Below are 14,410 nucleotides of genomic sequence, written 5' to 3' on the forward strand. Positions count from 1 at the left end.
TCGTAAAACGTTTGCCGAATAAATATAAAGGAGATTTGAATGATGAAAGATACATTCAAAAATGTCTTGTCTTTCGAATTTTGGCAGAAATTCGGTAAGGCTCTAATGGTGGTTATCGCTGTTATGCCAGCGGCTGGATTGATGATTTCAATCGGTAAGTCACTTGCAATGATTGACCCAAACCTTGCTCCCCTAGTTATTACTGGTGGCGTACTAGAGCAAATTGGTTGGGGAGTTATCGGTAACCTTCATATTTTGTTTGCCCTCGCTATTGGAGGAAGTTGGGCTAAAGAACGTGCTGGTGGTGCTTTTGCTGCTGGTCTTGCCTTTATCCTAATCAACCGTATCACTGGTACCATCTTTAGTGTAAGCAGTGATATGTTGAAAGATCCTAACGCTATGGTATCAACACTCTTTGGTAACTCTATCAAGGTTGCTGATTACTTCATTAGCGTACTTGAGGCACCAGCGCTTAACATGGGGGTATTTGTAGGGATTATCTCAGGTTTTGTTGGAGCGACTGCTTTTAACAAATACTACAACTTCCGTAAACTTCCTGATGCACTTTCATTCTTTAACGGGAAACGTTTTGTACCATTTGTAGTTATTCTTCGCTCAGCAATCGCTGCAATTCTTCTTTCAGCTTTCTGGCCACTGATTCAGACAGGTATCAACAACTTCGGTATCTGGATTGCCAATTCACAAGAAACAGCACCAGTACTTGCACCATTCTTATATGGTACTTTGGAACGCTTGCTCTTGCCATTTGGTCTTCACCACATGTTGACTATCCCAATGAACTATACAGCTCTTGGTGGTACTTACGATATTTTAACTGGTGCAGCAAAAGGCACTCAAGTATTTGGACAAGATCCACTTTGGCTTGCATGGGTAACAGACCTTGTAAACCTTAAAGGTACTGATGCTAGTCAATACCAAACATTGCTAGATACAGTTCATCCAGCTCGTTTCAAAGTTGGACAAATGATTGGTTCATTCGGTATTTTGATGGGTGTGGCTGCTGCTATTTACCGTAATGTTGAAGCAGACAAGAAACACCAATACAAAGGTATGATGATTGCGACAGCTCTTGCAACTTTCTTGACAGGTGTTACTGAGCCAATTGAATATATGTTCATGTTCGTTGCAACACCTCTTTACCTTGTCTACGCTGTTGTTCAAGGTGCTGCCTTTGCTATGGCTGATATTGTTCACCTTCGTGTGCACTCATTCGGTTCAATTGAATTCTTGACTCGTACTCCACTAGCTATCAATGCTGGTCTTGGTATGGATATCATTAACTTTATCTGGGTAACAGCACTATTTGCAGTTATCATGTACTTTATCGCCAACTTCATGATTCAAAAATTCAACTATGCTACTCCAGGACGTAACGGAAACTACGAAACTGCTGAAGGTTCATCAGAATCTGCTGCTTCTGGTGAGTCAAAAGTTGCAGAAGCTTCTCAAGCTGTTAACATCATTAACCTTCTTGGTGGACGTGCTAACATCGTTGATGTGGACGCATGTATGACTCGCCTTCGTGTTACTGTAAAAGACGCTGAAAAAGTTGGAACAGAGGAACAATGGAAAGCTGAAGGAGCTATGGGACTTGTCATGAAAGGACAAGGTGTCCAAGCTATCTACGGACCTAAAGCTGACGTTTTGAAATCAGATATTCAAGACCTTCTTGACTCAGGTGAAGTGATTCCTGAAACTCTTCCAAGTCAAAAGGCAGCAGCTCAACAAGATGCTGTTGTATACAAAGGTGTGACTGAAGAAGTATACTCAGTTGCTGACGGTCAAGTGATTGAATTGGATCAAGTGAAGGATCCTGTATTCGCACAAAAAATGATGGGTGATGGATTTGCAGTGGAACCAGCAAACGGAAACATTGTATCTCCAGTATCAGGTACTGTGTCAAGCATCTTCCCAACTAAACACGCTCTTGGTCTTGTAACTGAAGCAGGCCTTGAAGTACTTGTTCACATTGGTTTGGACACAGTAAGTCTTGAAGGAAAACCATTTACAGTTCGTGTTACTGAAGGACAACAGGTTGCTGCTGGTGATCTTCTTGTCACAGCTGACTTGGGTGCAATCCGTGAAGCTGGTCGTGAAACTACAACTGTGGTTGTCTTCACAAATGGTGACGCGATCAAATCAGTTAAATTAGAACAAACAGGTTCTCTTGCAGCTAAAACAGCAGTTGCAAAAGTAGAATTGTAATATTTAGGAGGTTGGAAGCTGTTTCCAACCTCTTGTTTATAGGAGAAAAGCATGAAGTTTTTAACACTCAATACCCATAGTTGGATGGAAAAAGATCCTGAACAAAAGTTTCAACTTTTACTTCAAGATATACTTGAAAACAGTTATGATTTGATTTGTTTTCAGGAAATTAACCAGGAAATTACTTCAGCGCAAGTAGAAGCTGGTGCACTTTATCAGCCATTACCATCTGCTGAGCCGATTCATCAAGACCACTATGTGCGACTTTTGGTAGAGAAGTTGGCTGAGCAAGGTCAAAACTATTATTGGACTTGGGCCTATAACCATATCGGTTATGATCGTTACCATGAAGGTGTTGCAATCCTATCTAAAACACCAATTGAAGCGCGTGAAATTTTGGTTTCAGATGTAGATGATCCGACAGATTACCACACTCGTCGAGTTGCTCTAGCAGAGACAGTAGTTGAAGGTAAAGAACTTGCAGTTGCGAGTGTCCATCTCTCTTGGTGGGATAAAGGCTTCCAAGAGGAATGGGCGCGCTTTGAAGCGGTTCTGAAAGAATTGAACAAGTCACTCTTACTAGCAGGTGATTTTAATAATCCTGCAGGTCAAGAGGGCTACCAAGCTATTTTAGCTAGTCCACTAAACTTACAAGATGCATTTGAAGTTGCAAAAGAAAGAAGTGGTAGTTACACTGTTCCGCCTGAAATTGATGGTTGGAAGGGAAATAGCGAACCTCTTCGAATCGATTATATCTTTACAACAAAGGATGTGCAGGTAGAAAAACTTCACGTGGTCTTTGATGGTAAAAACAGTCCACAAGTTAGTGATCATTACGGTCTGCAAGCAACACTATCTTGGAAAGACTAAATCAGTTATTTTAGTAAAAACAATCAAGCCCCCCTTCTACAAACAGAAGGGGGAATTTAATTTAAAGAGTTAATATAGTTAAAGTTTTTTATTGAATAACTTGTAAAAAAAGATAAAATCCTTTAAAATAAAAAGTGTTGGAGGAATTTATGATTGTAAATCAAATAAAGCGTATGATCCCGACGCTAAAGGTAAATAATAGAAATTTAAATGAGTTGTTTTATATTGAGACTTTGGGGATGAAACCCTTGCTTGAAGAGTCAGCATTCTTATCACTAGGAGACCAATCAGGTATTGAAAAGTTAGTTTTAGAAGAGTCACCAAGTATGAGGAGCCGTAAGGTTGAAGGGATTAAAAAATTAGCTAGATTACTTGTAAAGGTAGAGAAGCCATCTGAGATTGAAGCACTACTAGCTAGAATGGAAGAAATCCCTCAACTCTATAAAGGAAATAAGGGATATGCTTTTGAGGTTCTTTCTCCAGAAGGGGATTGTATTCTTATTCATGCTGAAGATGATATCAAGGATTTGAAAAAAGTTGAGGAAGAAGTCACTTTTGCAAAAGATGAGAAACTGAGATATTTGACAGCCTTTGAAATCTCGGTGGAAATTAACTTACCAGATAAGACATCAAGCCTACTTGATAAAGAAGAAATCGAAAACCGACTAGCTTTTAATCAATCTCAAGGGATCGATTTACTGGTTGAAAATAATGTAACTTGGGACTTGTCTATGTTGAAATTTCAAGTAGAGAATTTGGATTTGCCTGTATTGCGTCAGAGATTTGAAGAAGTTGGTTACTTTATTCCAAAATCTGAGAAGTTTTTCCTAACTAAGGATACCAACAATATTGAATTGTGGTTTGAAGCAGTATGAAACAAAAAATCATTCAAAAAATAGAGCAACAAATTGAGGCAGGGATTTATCCTGGTGCCTCTTTTGCGTATTATCAGGATGGCGTTTGGTCTGACTGGTATCTAGGAGAAGCAAATCCAGAAACTGGTGAGCAGACTCGTGAGGGCTTGGTCTATGATTTGGCAAGTGTCAGCAAGGTTGTTGGAGTAGGAACGGTCTTAACCTTCTTGTGGAAGGAAGGCAAGATTGAGTTAGATAACTCCATAAGAGACTATCTTCCAGAGGCGGATTACCCAGACATCACCATTCGACAACTCCTAACGCATGCAACGGATTTAGATCCTTTTATTCCTAATAGAGATCAGCTTTCAGCAGATCAGTTAAGAGAAGCTATGTTTCATCTGAATCGCCGAGAGAAGAGAGCCTTTCTATACTCAGATGTGCACTTTCTCTTACTAGGTTTTCTTTTAGAATCTTATTTTGAAAAGGACTTGGATCAGATTTTACAAGAGCAAGTGTTGAATCCATGGAAGATGAAGGAAACTCAGTTTGGTCCAGTTAACTGTGCTGTTCCAACGGTCCGTGGACAGAAAGCAGGAGTGGTCCATGATCCCAAGGCTCGTTTGCTTGGAAAACATGCAGGTAGTGCAGGCTTGTTTTCAACAGTTCAGGATTTAAAAATCTTCTTAGAGCATTATTTGCAAGATGATTTTGCTGAAGGATTGAGTCAGAATTTTTCGGATCTGAGTGATAAAGAACGCTCATTGGCCTGGAATCTTGAAGGTGATTGGTTGGACCATACAGGTTATACTGGAACTTTTATCATGTGGAATCGACAGAAACAAGAGGCGGCAATCTTTTTATCTAACCGAACCTATGAGAAAGATGAGCGTGCTCAGTGGATATTGGATCGTAATCAGGTCATGGACTTGATTCGTGAAGCAGACTAGGGAGGGCTCATGTCTAAAGCGTTAAAAGGAACTATTTTTACAGTGATTGCAGGTATTGCCTGGGGCCTATCAGGGACTAGCGGTCAATACTTGATGGCTCATGGAATTTCTGCTCTTGTTTTAACCAATATCCGTTTGATTATTGCAGGACTCCTTTTGGTTCTTTTGTCCTATATCAAATCTAAGGAGCAATTCATAGCTTTTCTAAAAGATAAATCAAGCCTGTTTTCTCTCTTGCTATTTTCTTTATTTGGTCTTTTTCTAAATCAATTAGCTTATCTTTCAGCTATTCAGGAGACAAATGCTGGGACAGCGACAGTCCTCCAGTATGTCTGTCCAGTTGGAATCCTTGCTTACACTTGTATCAAGGATAAGGTGGCTCCGACGCTTTCAGAAATCATCTCTATGTTTTTAGCTATAGGTGGGACCTTTCTCATTGCAACCCATGGGCAATTGGATCAACTCTCGATGACTCCAGCTGGTCTATTTTGGGGTTTGTTCTCGGCCCTAACCTATGCTCTTTATATCATTTTACCCATAAAATTGATTCAAAAATGGGGGAGCATTTTGGTTATTGGTGTTGGAATGACCATCTCAGGTATACTAGCAGTACCTTTTACGGGGCTTATCGGGGCCAGTATTCCCATATCTTTTGATATCTTTCTAGCTTTTGCTGGTATCATTCTGATTGGAACGGTCTTTGCCTATACAGCCTTCCTCAAGGGAGCTAGTATGATAGGACCAGTCAAGTCTAGCCTTTTGGCTTCGATTGAGCCTATCTCGGCAGTATTTTTTGCCTTCATGATTATGGGGGATATCTTTTATCCTGTAGATTTTCTTGGTATGGCAATGATTTTACTAGCTGTGACTATCATTTCATTGAAGGATTTAATGCTTGAAAAGAAGCAACATTCTGTTTAATGGATTAAAACAGTCTTTGATAAGGCTGTTTTTTTAATCTTCTAGCAAGTTGATTCATATAACTTTAAGAATGAATGGTTATAATCAATTCATACATTTAAAGATAAGGAAGAAATATGAATTTGCTACAAAGTATTCATCCATCAAAACCTTTAAGATACTTAAAATGGTTCGATATCCTCATCATCACTGTTTTAATGTTTGGAGAGTTTATCATTCGTTCTACTCAACAATTTATGGAGAGTTTATCGCCCTCAACTCTTACTAGCGTCGCAGAAACTACGACAAATGTAGCGAGTGATGGAGCAGCTTATTCTAGTAATTTTACTTTTCAATTGATGATGTTAGGGATTACTTTCCTTTATCTCTTGATTCGAAATTATGATTTTAAACAGCTTCCTTTACGCTGGCGCTGGTCTGTTTTAATTTGGGTTCCCCTTATCTTTGCTGTAGTTGGGATATTCGGTGATATTGTAACAACCCTCAGTGGTGAGTACAATTATTTTAATCCTCAGTTGATCCCTTTTATAGATCCTATGAAAATCATTCGAAAATTCATGGCTTTAACGCCGATGGCGATTTGCTATGCTTTACTAAATGGTTTTTATGAAGAATTTTTCTTCCTAGGCTTACTGACTTCAGTAAAAGAAAAGCACAAGTGGTTAGCTCTAGTCTACTCGGTAATTATACGGATTTCTTTCCATACCTATCAAGGATTACTTTGGGCCTTGGTGATTGGGCTTGGTTACGGTCTCTTTTATTATTTCTTGTACAAGTATGTAGTCAAGAATTTACTGCCATTCTTTCTCATGCATGCTCTTGCTGATATGTTTGGTTCAAGTCTCTTGTATCTTCTGATTGCTTGGGAAAATTAAGAAATCAAACTTTTTGACAACAGTCCAATGAGTCACTGTATCAAAGTCTTCTTGTGAATAAAAATAGAGGTCGGGATTTTGGTCCCGACCTCTTGTTGATTCTATATGGATTAGTCTTTGTTTTCGTATGGCAAGATCAAGTTTAGGATGATACCTGTCATAGCTGATAGGGCAGTACCTGAAAGGGTAACTGGTCCAAGTTTAAGGATAGCACCACCAAGTCCAAGCACCAACATAGCACTTGCGATGATAAGGTTGCGCATTTGGCTAAAGTCAACACGTTCTTTGATCAAGACTTTCAAACCGTTACTTGCGATAACCCCGTATAGAAGGATAGACATACCACCAAGTACAGAGTTTGGAATTGTTGAAATCAAAGCAGTAAATTTACCAAGGAAGCTAAGGGCAATTGCGATAAAGGCAGCGTTACGGATAACTGAGACAGAAGCGATACGAGTCATTCCGATAACCCCTGTATTTTCACCGTAGGTTGTATTTGCTGGTCCACCGAGGAAGGCAGAAACAGATGTTGCAATACCATCACCAAGAAGGGTACGGTGAAGACCTGGTTCTTTCAAGAATTGGCGTCCACAGATTTGACCTAGAACGGTGTGGTCTCCGATATGTTCAGAAATGGTTACGATTGCGATTGGTAGGATGGCAATTGTTTCAGGACCGAAGTATAGGTCGTATTGTTTGAAGGCACCACCTGTATTGAATGGTAGGTAGAAACCAGGGATTTCAAACCAGTTAGCTTCAAGAACAGGAGTGAAGTCAACCAATCCAAGTGCTAGGGCAAAGAGGTAACCACCGATAATGGCAAAAAGGAATGGGATGATTCGTAGGAAGCCTTTTCCTTTTGTATTGATAAAGGCAGCAATCAAGAAAGTAACAACGGCTACAAGAGCGTTTTTCCAGTTTCCGTCAGCTACAAGACCAGCGTTGGTAACAGCTGAACTAGCAAGTCCAAGACCGATAACAATGATCATAGGACCGATAATGATTGGAGGTAAGAGTTTGTCGATCCATTTTGTACCTGCAAAGCGAACACTTGCAGCAACAAGTACATAAACAAGACCAGTCAGGATAACCCCTGTCTGAGCAGCAGATACATCACCACCCATTTCTTTCATGGCAAGTGACATAGCTGTGATAAAGGCAAAAGAAGAACCCAGATAAACTGGAACTTTAAAGCCAGTAGAGATCATGTAAATGAGTGTTCCTACACCTGATGCAAAAAGGGCAACCGATACAGGCATTCCCAAGATCAAAGGTACCAAGATGGTTGCACCAAACATGGCGAATACGTGCTGGAAGCTAAGAAGAATTCCCTTTCCAGCTGAAGGACGTTGGTCAACGTCTAAAAGCAAATCAACAGTTGATTCCTGTTTCATATTAACCTCACTTTTGGGCATCAAAAAAGAGCCCATTATTTTATAGCAATAGGCTCCCAGAGTAAGACCTCTCTAAAACAAGACTCCTATATCAAGTTTTAAAGAGTTTTATATAGATCTGCGCCTTCGTCACCTCACGGGATGACATTAAAAACCTTTGCTTAGGATAGTATAGCAGAAAAAAATGATTTTGTAAATCATTTTTTCCTGAGCCTTGAAATGGGAAAGCGAGGTATGATTTTGTAAATCATTTTTTTCCGAGCCTTGAAATGAGAGAGCGAGGTATGATTTTGTAAATCATTTTTTCCCGAGCCTTGAAATGAGAAAGCGAGGTGTGAGTTTGCAGTTTTTTTAATCTTTCTAAAGCGGACGTTTGTTAGGCATCCCAGCCTTACGTGGATATTTGTTTGGAGTTTCCTTTTTCTTCTCAACAATAGTAATGTAGCGAGGGTCTCCGTTAGGAAGAGTGTAACTGAGGTTTTCTTCAACCTTACTAAAGAGAAGATTGAGGGCATTTTTAGCTTCAGTTAATTCCTCAGGTGCATTGCTAGCCTTGAGTGCAAGCAATTTTCCACCAACTTTTAAGTAGGGGATAGTCAACTCGGACAAGACCTGCATACGGGCAACAGCACGAGCTGTAACAATATCAAACTGAGCACGGAAGTTCTTATCTTGGGCCAAGTCTTCGGCACGTCCATGATAGAAGTGAACATTTTCTAAACCTAGTTCTTGGGCCAATAGATTCAGAAAGTTGATTCGTTTATTGAGAGAGTCAATAATGGTTACATCTAGATGAGGATAGAGGATCTTCATAGGAAGGCTAGGAAATCCTGCTCCAGCACCGATATCTAAGAGTTTAATAGGCTGGTTTTCAATCAATCCCTGTGTAATAGGAGCGATGGAATCATAGAAGTGTTTGAGATAGACTTCTTCTTTTTCTGTAATAGCAGTCAGGTTGATTTTTGCATTCCATTCAACCAAGAGTTCAAAATAACGCTCAAATTGAACTTTTTGCTGGTCAGAAAGATGGATATTTTGTTCAGCTAGCAGTTGATAAAATGTTTCTGGTTTCATAGTAGTTTCCTTCTTTAGTATCATCTTATTTTACCACAAAAAGATGGAAATTTGATATACTGGTACTAATCTAAAAGAAGAAAGGAATTATATGGTGACTTGGATTATTCTTGGAGTTCTTGCTCTTATTGTTATTTTCGTAATTGTTAGTTATAACGGTTTAGTTAAAAATCGTATGCAAACTAAGGAGGCATGGAGTCAGATTGATGTTCAGTTGAAACGTCGTAACGATCTCTTGCCAAACTTGATTGAGACCGTGAAGGGATATGCAAAGTATGAAGGTTCAACGCTTGAAAAAGTTACAGAACTTCGTAATCAAGTAGCCGCAGCAACTTCACCAGCAGAAGCTATGAAGGCTAGTGATGCTCTTACACGCCAGGTTTCAGGTATTTTTGCCGTTGCAGAAAATTATCCAGACCTTAAAGCGAGTGGCAACTTTGCACAATTGCAAGAAGAGCTGACCAATACTGAAAATAAAATTTCTTACTCTCGCCAACTCTACAATAGTGTTGTTAGCAACTATAATGTTAAATTGGAGACTTTCCCAAGTAATCTAATTGCAGGACTTTTTGGTTTTAAACTCGCTGATTTCCTTCAAACTCCTGAAGAGGAAAAGGCAGTACCTAAAGTCGATTTTAGTGGTTTCGGTGACTAGGATGTTGTATGATCAAATCGCGAGTAATAAGCGAAGAACTTGGATTTTACTACTAGTATTCTTTTTACTTTTGGCTTTGGTTGGATATGCAGTTGGTTACCTCTTTATGCGGTCTGGTCTTGGTGGCTTAGTTATCGCTCTGATTATCGGCTTTATCTATGCCTTGTCCATGATTTTTCAATCAACAGAGATAGTCATGAGCATGAATGGTGCGCGTGAGGTGAATGAGCAGACCGCACCAACTCTTTATCATGTTGTTGAAGATATGGCTATGGTGGCGCAAATTCCTATGCCACGTGTCTTTATCATCGATGATGCCAGCTTAAATGCCTTTGCAACAGGCTCAAATCCTCAAAATGCAGCTGTAGCCGCAACTTCAGGACTCTTAGCGGTTATGAATCGTGAAGAGTTAGAAGCGGTTATAGGCCATGAAGTCAGTCACATTCGTAACTATGATATTCGGATTTCTACTATTGCGGTTGCCCTTGCCAGTGCCATTACACTTTTATCAAGTATGGCTGGACGCATGATGTGGTGGGGTGGTGCAGGCCGTGGTCGTAGAAGTGATGACCGTGATAGTGGTGGACTTGAAATTATTATGCTAGTTGTTTCCCTCCTAGCACTTGTTTTGGCTCCCCTAGCAGCAACTTTGGTACAACTAGCCATCTCTCGTCAACGAGAATTTTTAGCAGATGCTTCCAGTGTAGAGTTGACTCGTAATCCTCAAGGGATGATTAATGCTCTACGTAAGTTGGACAATAGTAAACCCATGAGCCATCATGTAGATGATGCTAGCAGTGCACTTTACATCAACGATCCTCAAAAACGAGGTGGGTTACAAAAACTCTTTTATACCCATCCGCCAATCTCAGAACGGATTGAGCGTTTGAAACATATGTAAAAGAATCCAGAGCTTTTCCTCTGGATTTTTGAGATTTTCTACATTTATAAATCTTGTAAATCAACGACTTCCAAACCATGTTCTGTCAAACGATAGATATTCGTACAGACTTCTTTTAAGAAACGTCGATCATGCGAAACAGTAACCAGACCACCGGGATAATTGGCAAAGAGTTTTCTGATTTCTGGTTGAGAAGTTGGAGAAAAATTTCGTGTGGGTTCATCCAGAAGGAGAAAGTTTGGTTTTCGCAGAACTAAATTCAAAAGAAGGAGTTTACCTTGTTGACCACCAGATAAGGAGCGGATATGGTGATGCATCTCTGGATAGCTGAAGTTGAGACTAGCTAAGTGAGATTGGATTTTCTGTAATTCCTCTTTGTGTCCAGTTTGGCTAAGAAATTCTACTGGAGATAGATCCAAATTCAATGTTTCTTGGTAATCTTGTGGCATAAATCCAAGCGAAATCTCTCTTTTGTCGCTTAGTACTTGCTGCAACTTGGCTAACAGAGTGGATTTGCCAACGCCATTGGGACCGATAATGCCGATTTTTTCTTGACCACGGACAGTTAGTTGTAACTCCTGAGCCAAAACACGCTCACCAATGGACAAATTTTCCTTTTCCAGTCGAACCAAGACTTTTGAAGCAGCTAATGGCTCTATATCTGAAAAGAAGAGTTGGATTTGTTCCTCTTCAAGTGGCTTTTGGGTCATGGACTGAGCTGCTTTTTCGTAGCGTTTTTCTTGAGAGAGAACATTTTTCATCTTTTTAGCCAATAGGCGACCTGCAGTACTGTCTTTGGTAGCTCGAAGTGCATTTTCTACATTTTGCTTAACTCGGCGATGTTTTTCCATGGTTTTGTCATAGGCTCTCTGATCGTTAGCAGCTTGCTGGCTTTGTCTGGCAAAATTAGCCTTTCTCTGCTCGCTATAGCGATCATAGTCTAAATGCTCGACTAGCGTTTCGGCTTCTTTCCGATGCTTGACCAGTCGCAAGTGGACAATAGTATCTGTCGTTTGAGAGAGGAAGTCTTCATCATGGGAAATGAAAATAACAGTTTGCCTGGTCTTTTGAATCTGACCTTTTAGCCAATCAACCGTCTCAAGGTCTAGGTCATTTGAAGGTTCATCTAAAAATAGAATCTCAAAAGGTTTTGCTAACTCATGGATGAGCTGAATTTTCAAAGCTTCTCCCCCCGAGAGATTCCCAATTTCTTGGTTGCTAGCAAAACGGTCGCTATCAAAATGCAATTCCTCAGCCAAGCGATAGAGAATGCTGTAGTCCAAATCAGTAGATTCTAAAAAGAAGTAGTCCTGTAGAGATTTTTTCTTCAGTTCTTCAGGGAGATGTTGAGGAATGTAGGCCAGGGACTGAAGGTCAGACTGGATTTCTCCCCTGATAGTGAAATCAGCTAATCTTTCTCCCATTAAAGTTCGAAGTAAGGTTGATTTGCCATTTCCTTCTTCACCAATAATAGCGACCTTTTCTCCGTCTTGGATAGTCATATTTAAATCGGAAATAAGGTCTCGTAAATCTTTGTTTTGAGTGATAGTTAGATGGTTAATTTTTATCATATTAATGCCCTTTCTAGAATGTCTATATTGCATAACAAAAAGCTCTACTTTACCTAGTAGAGCCCAAAGTCTATGTCAAAAAAACTCTTTTAATACTCTTCGAAAATCAAATTCAAACCACGTCAGCGTCGCCTTACCGTACTCAAGTACAGCTTGCGGCTAGCTTCCTAGTTTGCTCTTTGATTTTCATTGAGTATAAAATGCCAGAAGAAAGAGCATAAAAGAGCACACAAAAAGAGACAAAAACAAGATCTACTAAATAAAGGTTCTATATTTGATAGACTTAGTTGTTCATGTCTCCCTTACCTCCGAAAATTATTATGTTTATTTTATACCTTTTGGAACACTTTGTCAAAAGAAATGTGAAATTCAAGTCTTTCTAGAAACCAAAAACAGGTCCATAGAGTGTCAAAACGTGTTTGACTTGATCGTAGTGAAACTTATCATAGTTTCGCCAAGCAGTGCGAGTTTGCTCATTCAGCTTAAGTGTGCCAAGTCCAATCAAGAGACTGGTACATTGGTAAAATTTCTCAAGATCAATTAAGATAGAGTTATCTAGTTTCTCTGTCTTTTTAAGTTGTCTGAGTAGCTCGTCAATATTTTGCTGCAAGCGCAGATCATCAGGCAATCCTTGTTTGCAAGTTTGGTAAGCTTTATTTAACTCGGAAATGAGTTGATAAGCTTCTAAGATTAGTTCTTTGTCTTCCATATGAGCGTCCTCCTTTGCTCATGTATTGATGTCTATAGTATAGCACCAAAAACAAAAAATGTCATAGTAAATATATCAAAAAATAGTGAAAAATATTTAAAATGTTTAGATACCTTGTTTGAACTTTTTTCATGGTATAATCAAGTGAGTAAATCTTTATGGAGGAAGTATGAAATTAAATATTCAAGAAATTCGTAAGCAGCCTGAAGGTTTGCACTTTGAGCAAACTTTAGACTTAGCAGCTGACTTGCGTGCCCGTAATCAAGAAATTATAGATGTAAAAGATATTGTTGCTGTAGGAAAAATTCAGTACGAAGACCTTATGTTTTTCCTAGATTATCAGTTGTCTTATACAATCGTCTTAGCCTCTAGCCGTAGCATGGAGCCGGTAGAATTGAATGAATCATATCCAGTGACGGAAGTCTTTATGGAAGGTGCTACTAATCAACTGGACCAAGAAGTTTTAGATGATGACTTGGTTTTACCAATTGAAAATGGGGAAATTGACCTGGCTGAAAGTGTCTCAGATAATATTTTGCTCAATATTCCTATCAAAGTCCTAACAGCTGAGGAAGAAGCTGGTCAGGGATTTGTTTCTGGAAATGACTGGCAAATCATGTCTGAGGAAGAGTATCAAGCCCAACAGGCAGTCAAAAAAGAAGAAAATAGTCCTTTTGCAGGTTTGCAAGGACTGTTTGACGGAGACGAATAGATGGTTTTATCCAAGAAACGTGCTCGTCATGTCATTGAGGAAATCATTGCTCTTTTTCCAGATGCAAAACCAAGTCTAGATTTTCGCAATCATTTTGAACTTCTGGTTGCTGTTATGTTGTCTGCTCAGACGACAGATGCGGCAGTCAACAAGGCTACTCCTGGCCTTTTTGCAGCTTTTCCAACCCCACAAACCATGGCAGATGCAAGTGAGAGTGAGATTGCTTCGTATATTTCTCGCCTAGGCCTTTATCGCAATAAGGCTAAATTCCTCAAAAAATGTGCCCAACAACTACTGGATGATTTTGACGGTCAAGTCCCTCAGACTAGGGAAGAATTAGAGAGTTTGGCAGGAGTTGGCCGAAAAACAGCTAACGTAGTTTTGAGCGTGGGATTCGGTATTCCAGCTTTTGCGGTAGATACTCATGTTGAGCGTATCTGTAAACACCACGATATCGTTAAAAAATCAGCTACACCCCTTGAGGTCGAAAAACGTGTCATGGATGTCTTGCCACCAGAAGAATGGTTGGCAGCCCATCAGGCTATGATTTACTTTGGTCGTGCTATCTGTCATCCCAAAAATCCAGAATGCGATCACTATCCACAGTTATACGATTTTAGTTCATTATAAGGCTTAGCATTGAATGTTTTTACTTGCTTTGAACTAGGCTTTGTGATATAGTAAGGACAATAAAATAT

14 protein-coding genes are annotated in these 14,410 nt (G+C 39.6%); 10 read left to right on the forward strand and 4 right to left on the reverse strand.

Translation table 11 applies throughout. From position 1 onward, the window contains the following. Window positions 1-39: 39 nt before the first annotated feature. The 6 genes from AC3E7H_RS02100 (at window position 40) to AC3E7H_RS02125 (ending at window position 6,696) form a co-directional block, all read left to right on the forward strand. The gene (locus AC3E7H_RS02100; protein ID WP_490676015.1) at window positions 40-2,226 is read left to right on the forward strand and encodes a PTS transporter subunit IIBC; all 2,187 of its coding nucleotides are present in this window, start codon (window positions 40-42) and stop codon (window positions 2,224-2,226) included. Window positions 2,227-2,277: 51 nt separating this feature from the next. Then, window positions 2,278-3,096, forward strand: coding sequence for an endonuclease/exonuclease/phosphatase family protein (locus tag AC3E7H_RS02105; RefSeq protein ID WP_490676016.1), 819 nt, complete (start codon window positions 2,278-2,280; stop codon window positions 3,094-3,096). A 149-nt stretch (window positions 3,097-3,245) separates the two neighbouring features. Continuing rightward, the gene (locus tag AC3E7H_RS02110) at window positions 3,246-3,971 is read left to right on the forward strand and encodes a CppA N-terminal domain-containing protein (protein WP_049509927.1); all 726 of its coding nucleotides are present in this window, start codon (window positions 3,246-3,248) and stop codon (window positions 3,969-3,971) included. Then, window positions 3,968-4,900: a serine hydrolase domain-containing protein gene (locus AC3E7H_RS02115; RefSeq protein ID WP_490676017.1), complete on the forward strand. Its 933-nt coding sequence runs from the start codon at window positions 3,968-3,970 to the stop codon at window positions 4,898-4,900. Before AC3E7H_RS02110 ends, AC3E7H_RS02115 begins: the two co-directional genes overlap by 4 nt. A gap of 9 nt (window positions 4,901-4,909) precedes the next feature. Further along, window positions 4,910-5,821 (forward strand): DMT family transporter, encoded by a 912-nt coding sequence (locus AC3E7H_RS02120; RefSeq protein ID WP_000030342.1) that lies wholly within the window; start codon window positions 4,910-4,912, stop codon window positions 5,819-5,821. Window positions 5,822-5,937: 116 nt separating this feature from the next. Continuing rightward, the gene (locus tag AC3E7H_RS02125; RefSeq protein ID WP_490676018.1) at window positions 5,938-6,696 is read left to right on the forward strand and encodes a CPBP family intramembrane glutamic endopeptidase; all 759 of its coding nucleotides are present in this window, start codon (window positions 5,938-5,940) and stop codon (window positions 6,694-6,696) included. Window positions 6,697-6,806: 110 nt separating this feature from the next. Here AC3E7H_RS02125 and AC3E7H_RS02130 read toward each other — a convergent pair whose 3' ends face one another. After that, window positions 6,807-8,090 (reverse strand): uracil-xanthine permease family protein, encoded by a 1,284-nt coding sequence (locus tag AC3E7H_RS02130; protein WP_375555178.1) that lies wholly within the window; start codon window positions 8,088-8,090, stop codon window positions 6,807-6,809. A gap of 360 nt (window positions 8,091-8,450) precedes the next feature. Then, complete coding sequence (gene rsmG / locus AC3E7H_RS02135; RefSeq protein ID WP_490676019.1) at window positions 8,451-9,164, reverse strand: 16S rRNA (guanine(527)-N(7))-methyltransferase RsmG; 714 nt, start codon at window positions 9,162-9,164, stop codon at window positions 8,451-8,453. Between the two features lie 94 nt (window positions 9,165-9,258). On the opposite strand from rsmG, the gene AC3E7H_RS02140 reads away from it, so the two are divergent. Then, window positions 9,259-9,819 (forward strand): LemA family protein, encoded by a 561-nt coding sequence (locus AC3E7H_RS02140; RefSeq protein ID WP_490676032.1) that lies wholly within the window; start codon window positions 9,259-9,261, stop codon window positions 9,817-9,819. Between the two features lies 1 nt (window position 9,820). Then, on the forward strand, window positions 9,821-10,720 hold the full coding sequence (gene htpX, locus AC3E7H_RS02145; protein ID WP_490676020.1) for a zinc metalloprotease HtpX: 900 nt from the start codon (window positions 9,821-9,823) through the stop codon (window positions 10,718-10,720). A gap of 44 nt (window positions 10,721-10,764) precedes the next feature. On the opposite strand, the gene AC3E7H_RS02150 is transcribed toward htpX, so the two are convergent. Next, entirely contained in the window at window positions 10,765-12,324 is a 1,560-nt protein-coding gene (locus tag AC3E7H_RS02150) for an ATP-binding cassette domain-containing protein (protein ID WP_025171235.1), read from the reverse strand. Window positions 12,325-12,670: 346 nt separating this feature from the next. Then, the gene (locus AC3E7H_RS02155; RefSeq protein ID WP_000389563.1) at window positions 12,671-13,000 is read right to left on the reverse strand and encodes a hypothetical protein; all 330 of its coding nucleotides are present in this window, start codon (window positions 12,998-13,000) and stop codon (window positions 12,671-12,673) included. Window positions 13,001-13,169: 169 nt separating this feature from the next. On the opposite strand from AC3E7H_RS02155, the gene AC3E7H_RS02160 reads away from it, so the two are divergent. Together AC3E7H_RS02160 and nth are read left to right on the forward strand one after the other, a co-directional pair. Beyond that, window positions 13,170-13,712 carry a YceD family protein gene (locus AC3E7H_RS02160; protein ID WP_000773200.1) on the forward strand — a complete coding sequence of 181 codons (543 nt, stop codon included), beginning with the start codon at window positions 13,170-13,172 and terminating at the stop codon, window positions 13,710-13,712. Next, window positions 13,713-14,342 (forward strand): endonuclease III, encoded by a 630-nt coding sequence (gene nth, locus AC3E7H_RS02165; RefSeq protein ID WP_049509065.1) that lies wholly within the window; start codon window positions 13,713-13,715, stop codon window positions 14,340-14,342. Window positions 14,343-14,410: the final 68 nt, after the last annotated feature.

The sequence above is a fragment of the Streptococcus sp. SCPM-O-B-15304 (M98) genome (assembly GCF_058200215.1).

Bases quoted from the DNA above. Each gene is read 5' to 3' on its own strand.
- AC3E7H_RS02120 (WP_000030342.1), top strand. From the start codon at position 4,910: ATGTCTAAAGCGTTAAAAGGAACTATTTTTACAGTGATTGCAGGTATT.
- AC3E7H_RS02100 (WP_490676015.1), top strand. From the start codon at position 40: ATGATGAAAGATACATTCAAAAATGTCTTGTCTTTCGAATTTTGGCAG.
- nth (WP_049509065.1), top strand. From the start codon at position 13,713: ATGGTTTTATCCAAGAAACGTGCTCGTCATGTCATTGAGGAAATCATT.
- AC3E7H_RS02115 (WP_490676017.1), top strand. From the start codon at position 3,968: ATGAAACAAAAAATCATTCAAAAAATAGAGCAACAAATTGAGGCAGGG.
- AC3E7H_RS02150 (WP_025171235.1), bottom strand. From the start codon at position 12,324: ATGCAATATAGACATTCTAGAAAGGGCATTAATATGATAAAAATTAAC.
- AC3E7H_RS02110 (WP_049509927.1), top strand. From the start codon at position 3,246: ATGATTGTAAATCAAATAAAGCGTATGATCCCGACGCTAAAGGTAAAT.
- htpX (WP_490676020.1), top strand. From the start codon at position 9,821: ATGTTGTATGATCAAATCGCGAGTAATAAGCGAAGAACTTGGATTTTA.
- AC3E7H_RS02160 (WP_000773200.1), top strand. From the start codon at position 13,170: ATGAAATTAAATATTCAAGAAATTCGTAAGCAGCCTGAAGGTTTGCAC.
- AC3E7H_RS02105 (WP_490676016.1), top strand. From the start codon at position 2,278: ATGAAGTTTTTAACACTCAATACCCATAGTTGGATGGAAAAAGATCCT.
- rsmG (WP_490676019.1), bottom strand. From the start codon at position 9,164: ATGAAACCAGAAACATTTTATCAACTGCTAGCTGAACAAAATATCCAT.
- AC3E7H_RS02125 (WP_490676018.1), top strand. From the start codon at position 5,938: ATGAATTTGCTACAAAGTATTCATCCATCAAAACCTTTAAGATACTTA.
- AC3E7H_RS02130 (WP_375555178.1), bottom strand. From the start codon at position 8,090: ATGAAACAGGAATCAACTGTTGATTTGCTTTTAGACGTTGACCAACGT.
- AC3E7H_RS02155 (WP_000389563.1), bottom strand. From the start codon at position 13,000: ATGGAAGACAAAGAACTAATCTTAGAAGCTTATCAACTCATTTCCGAG.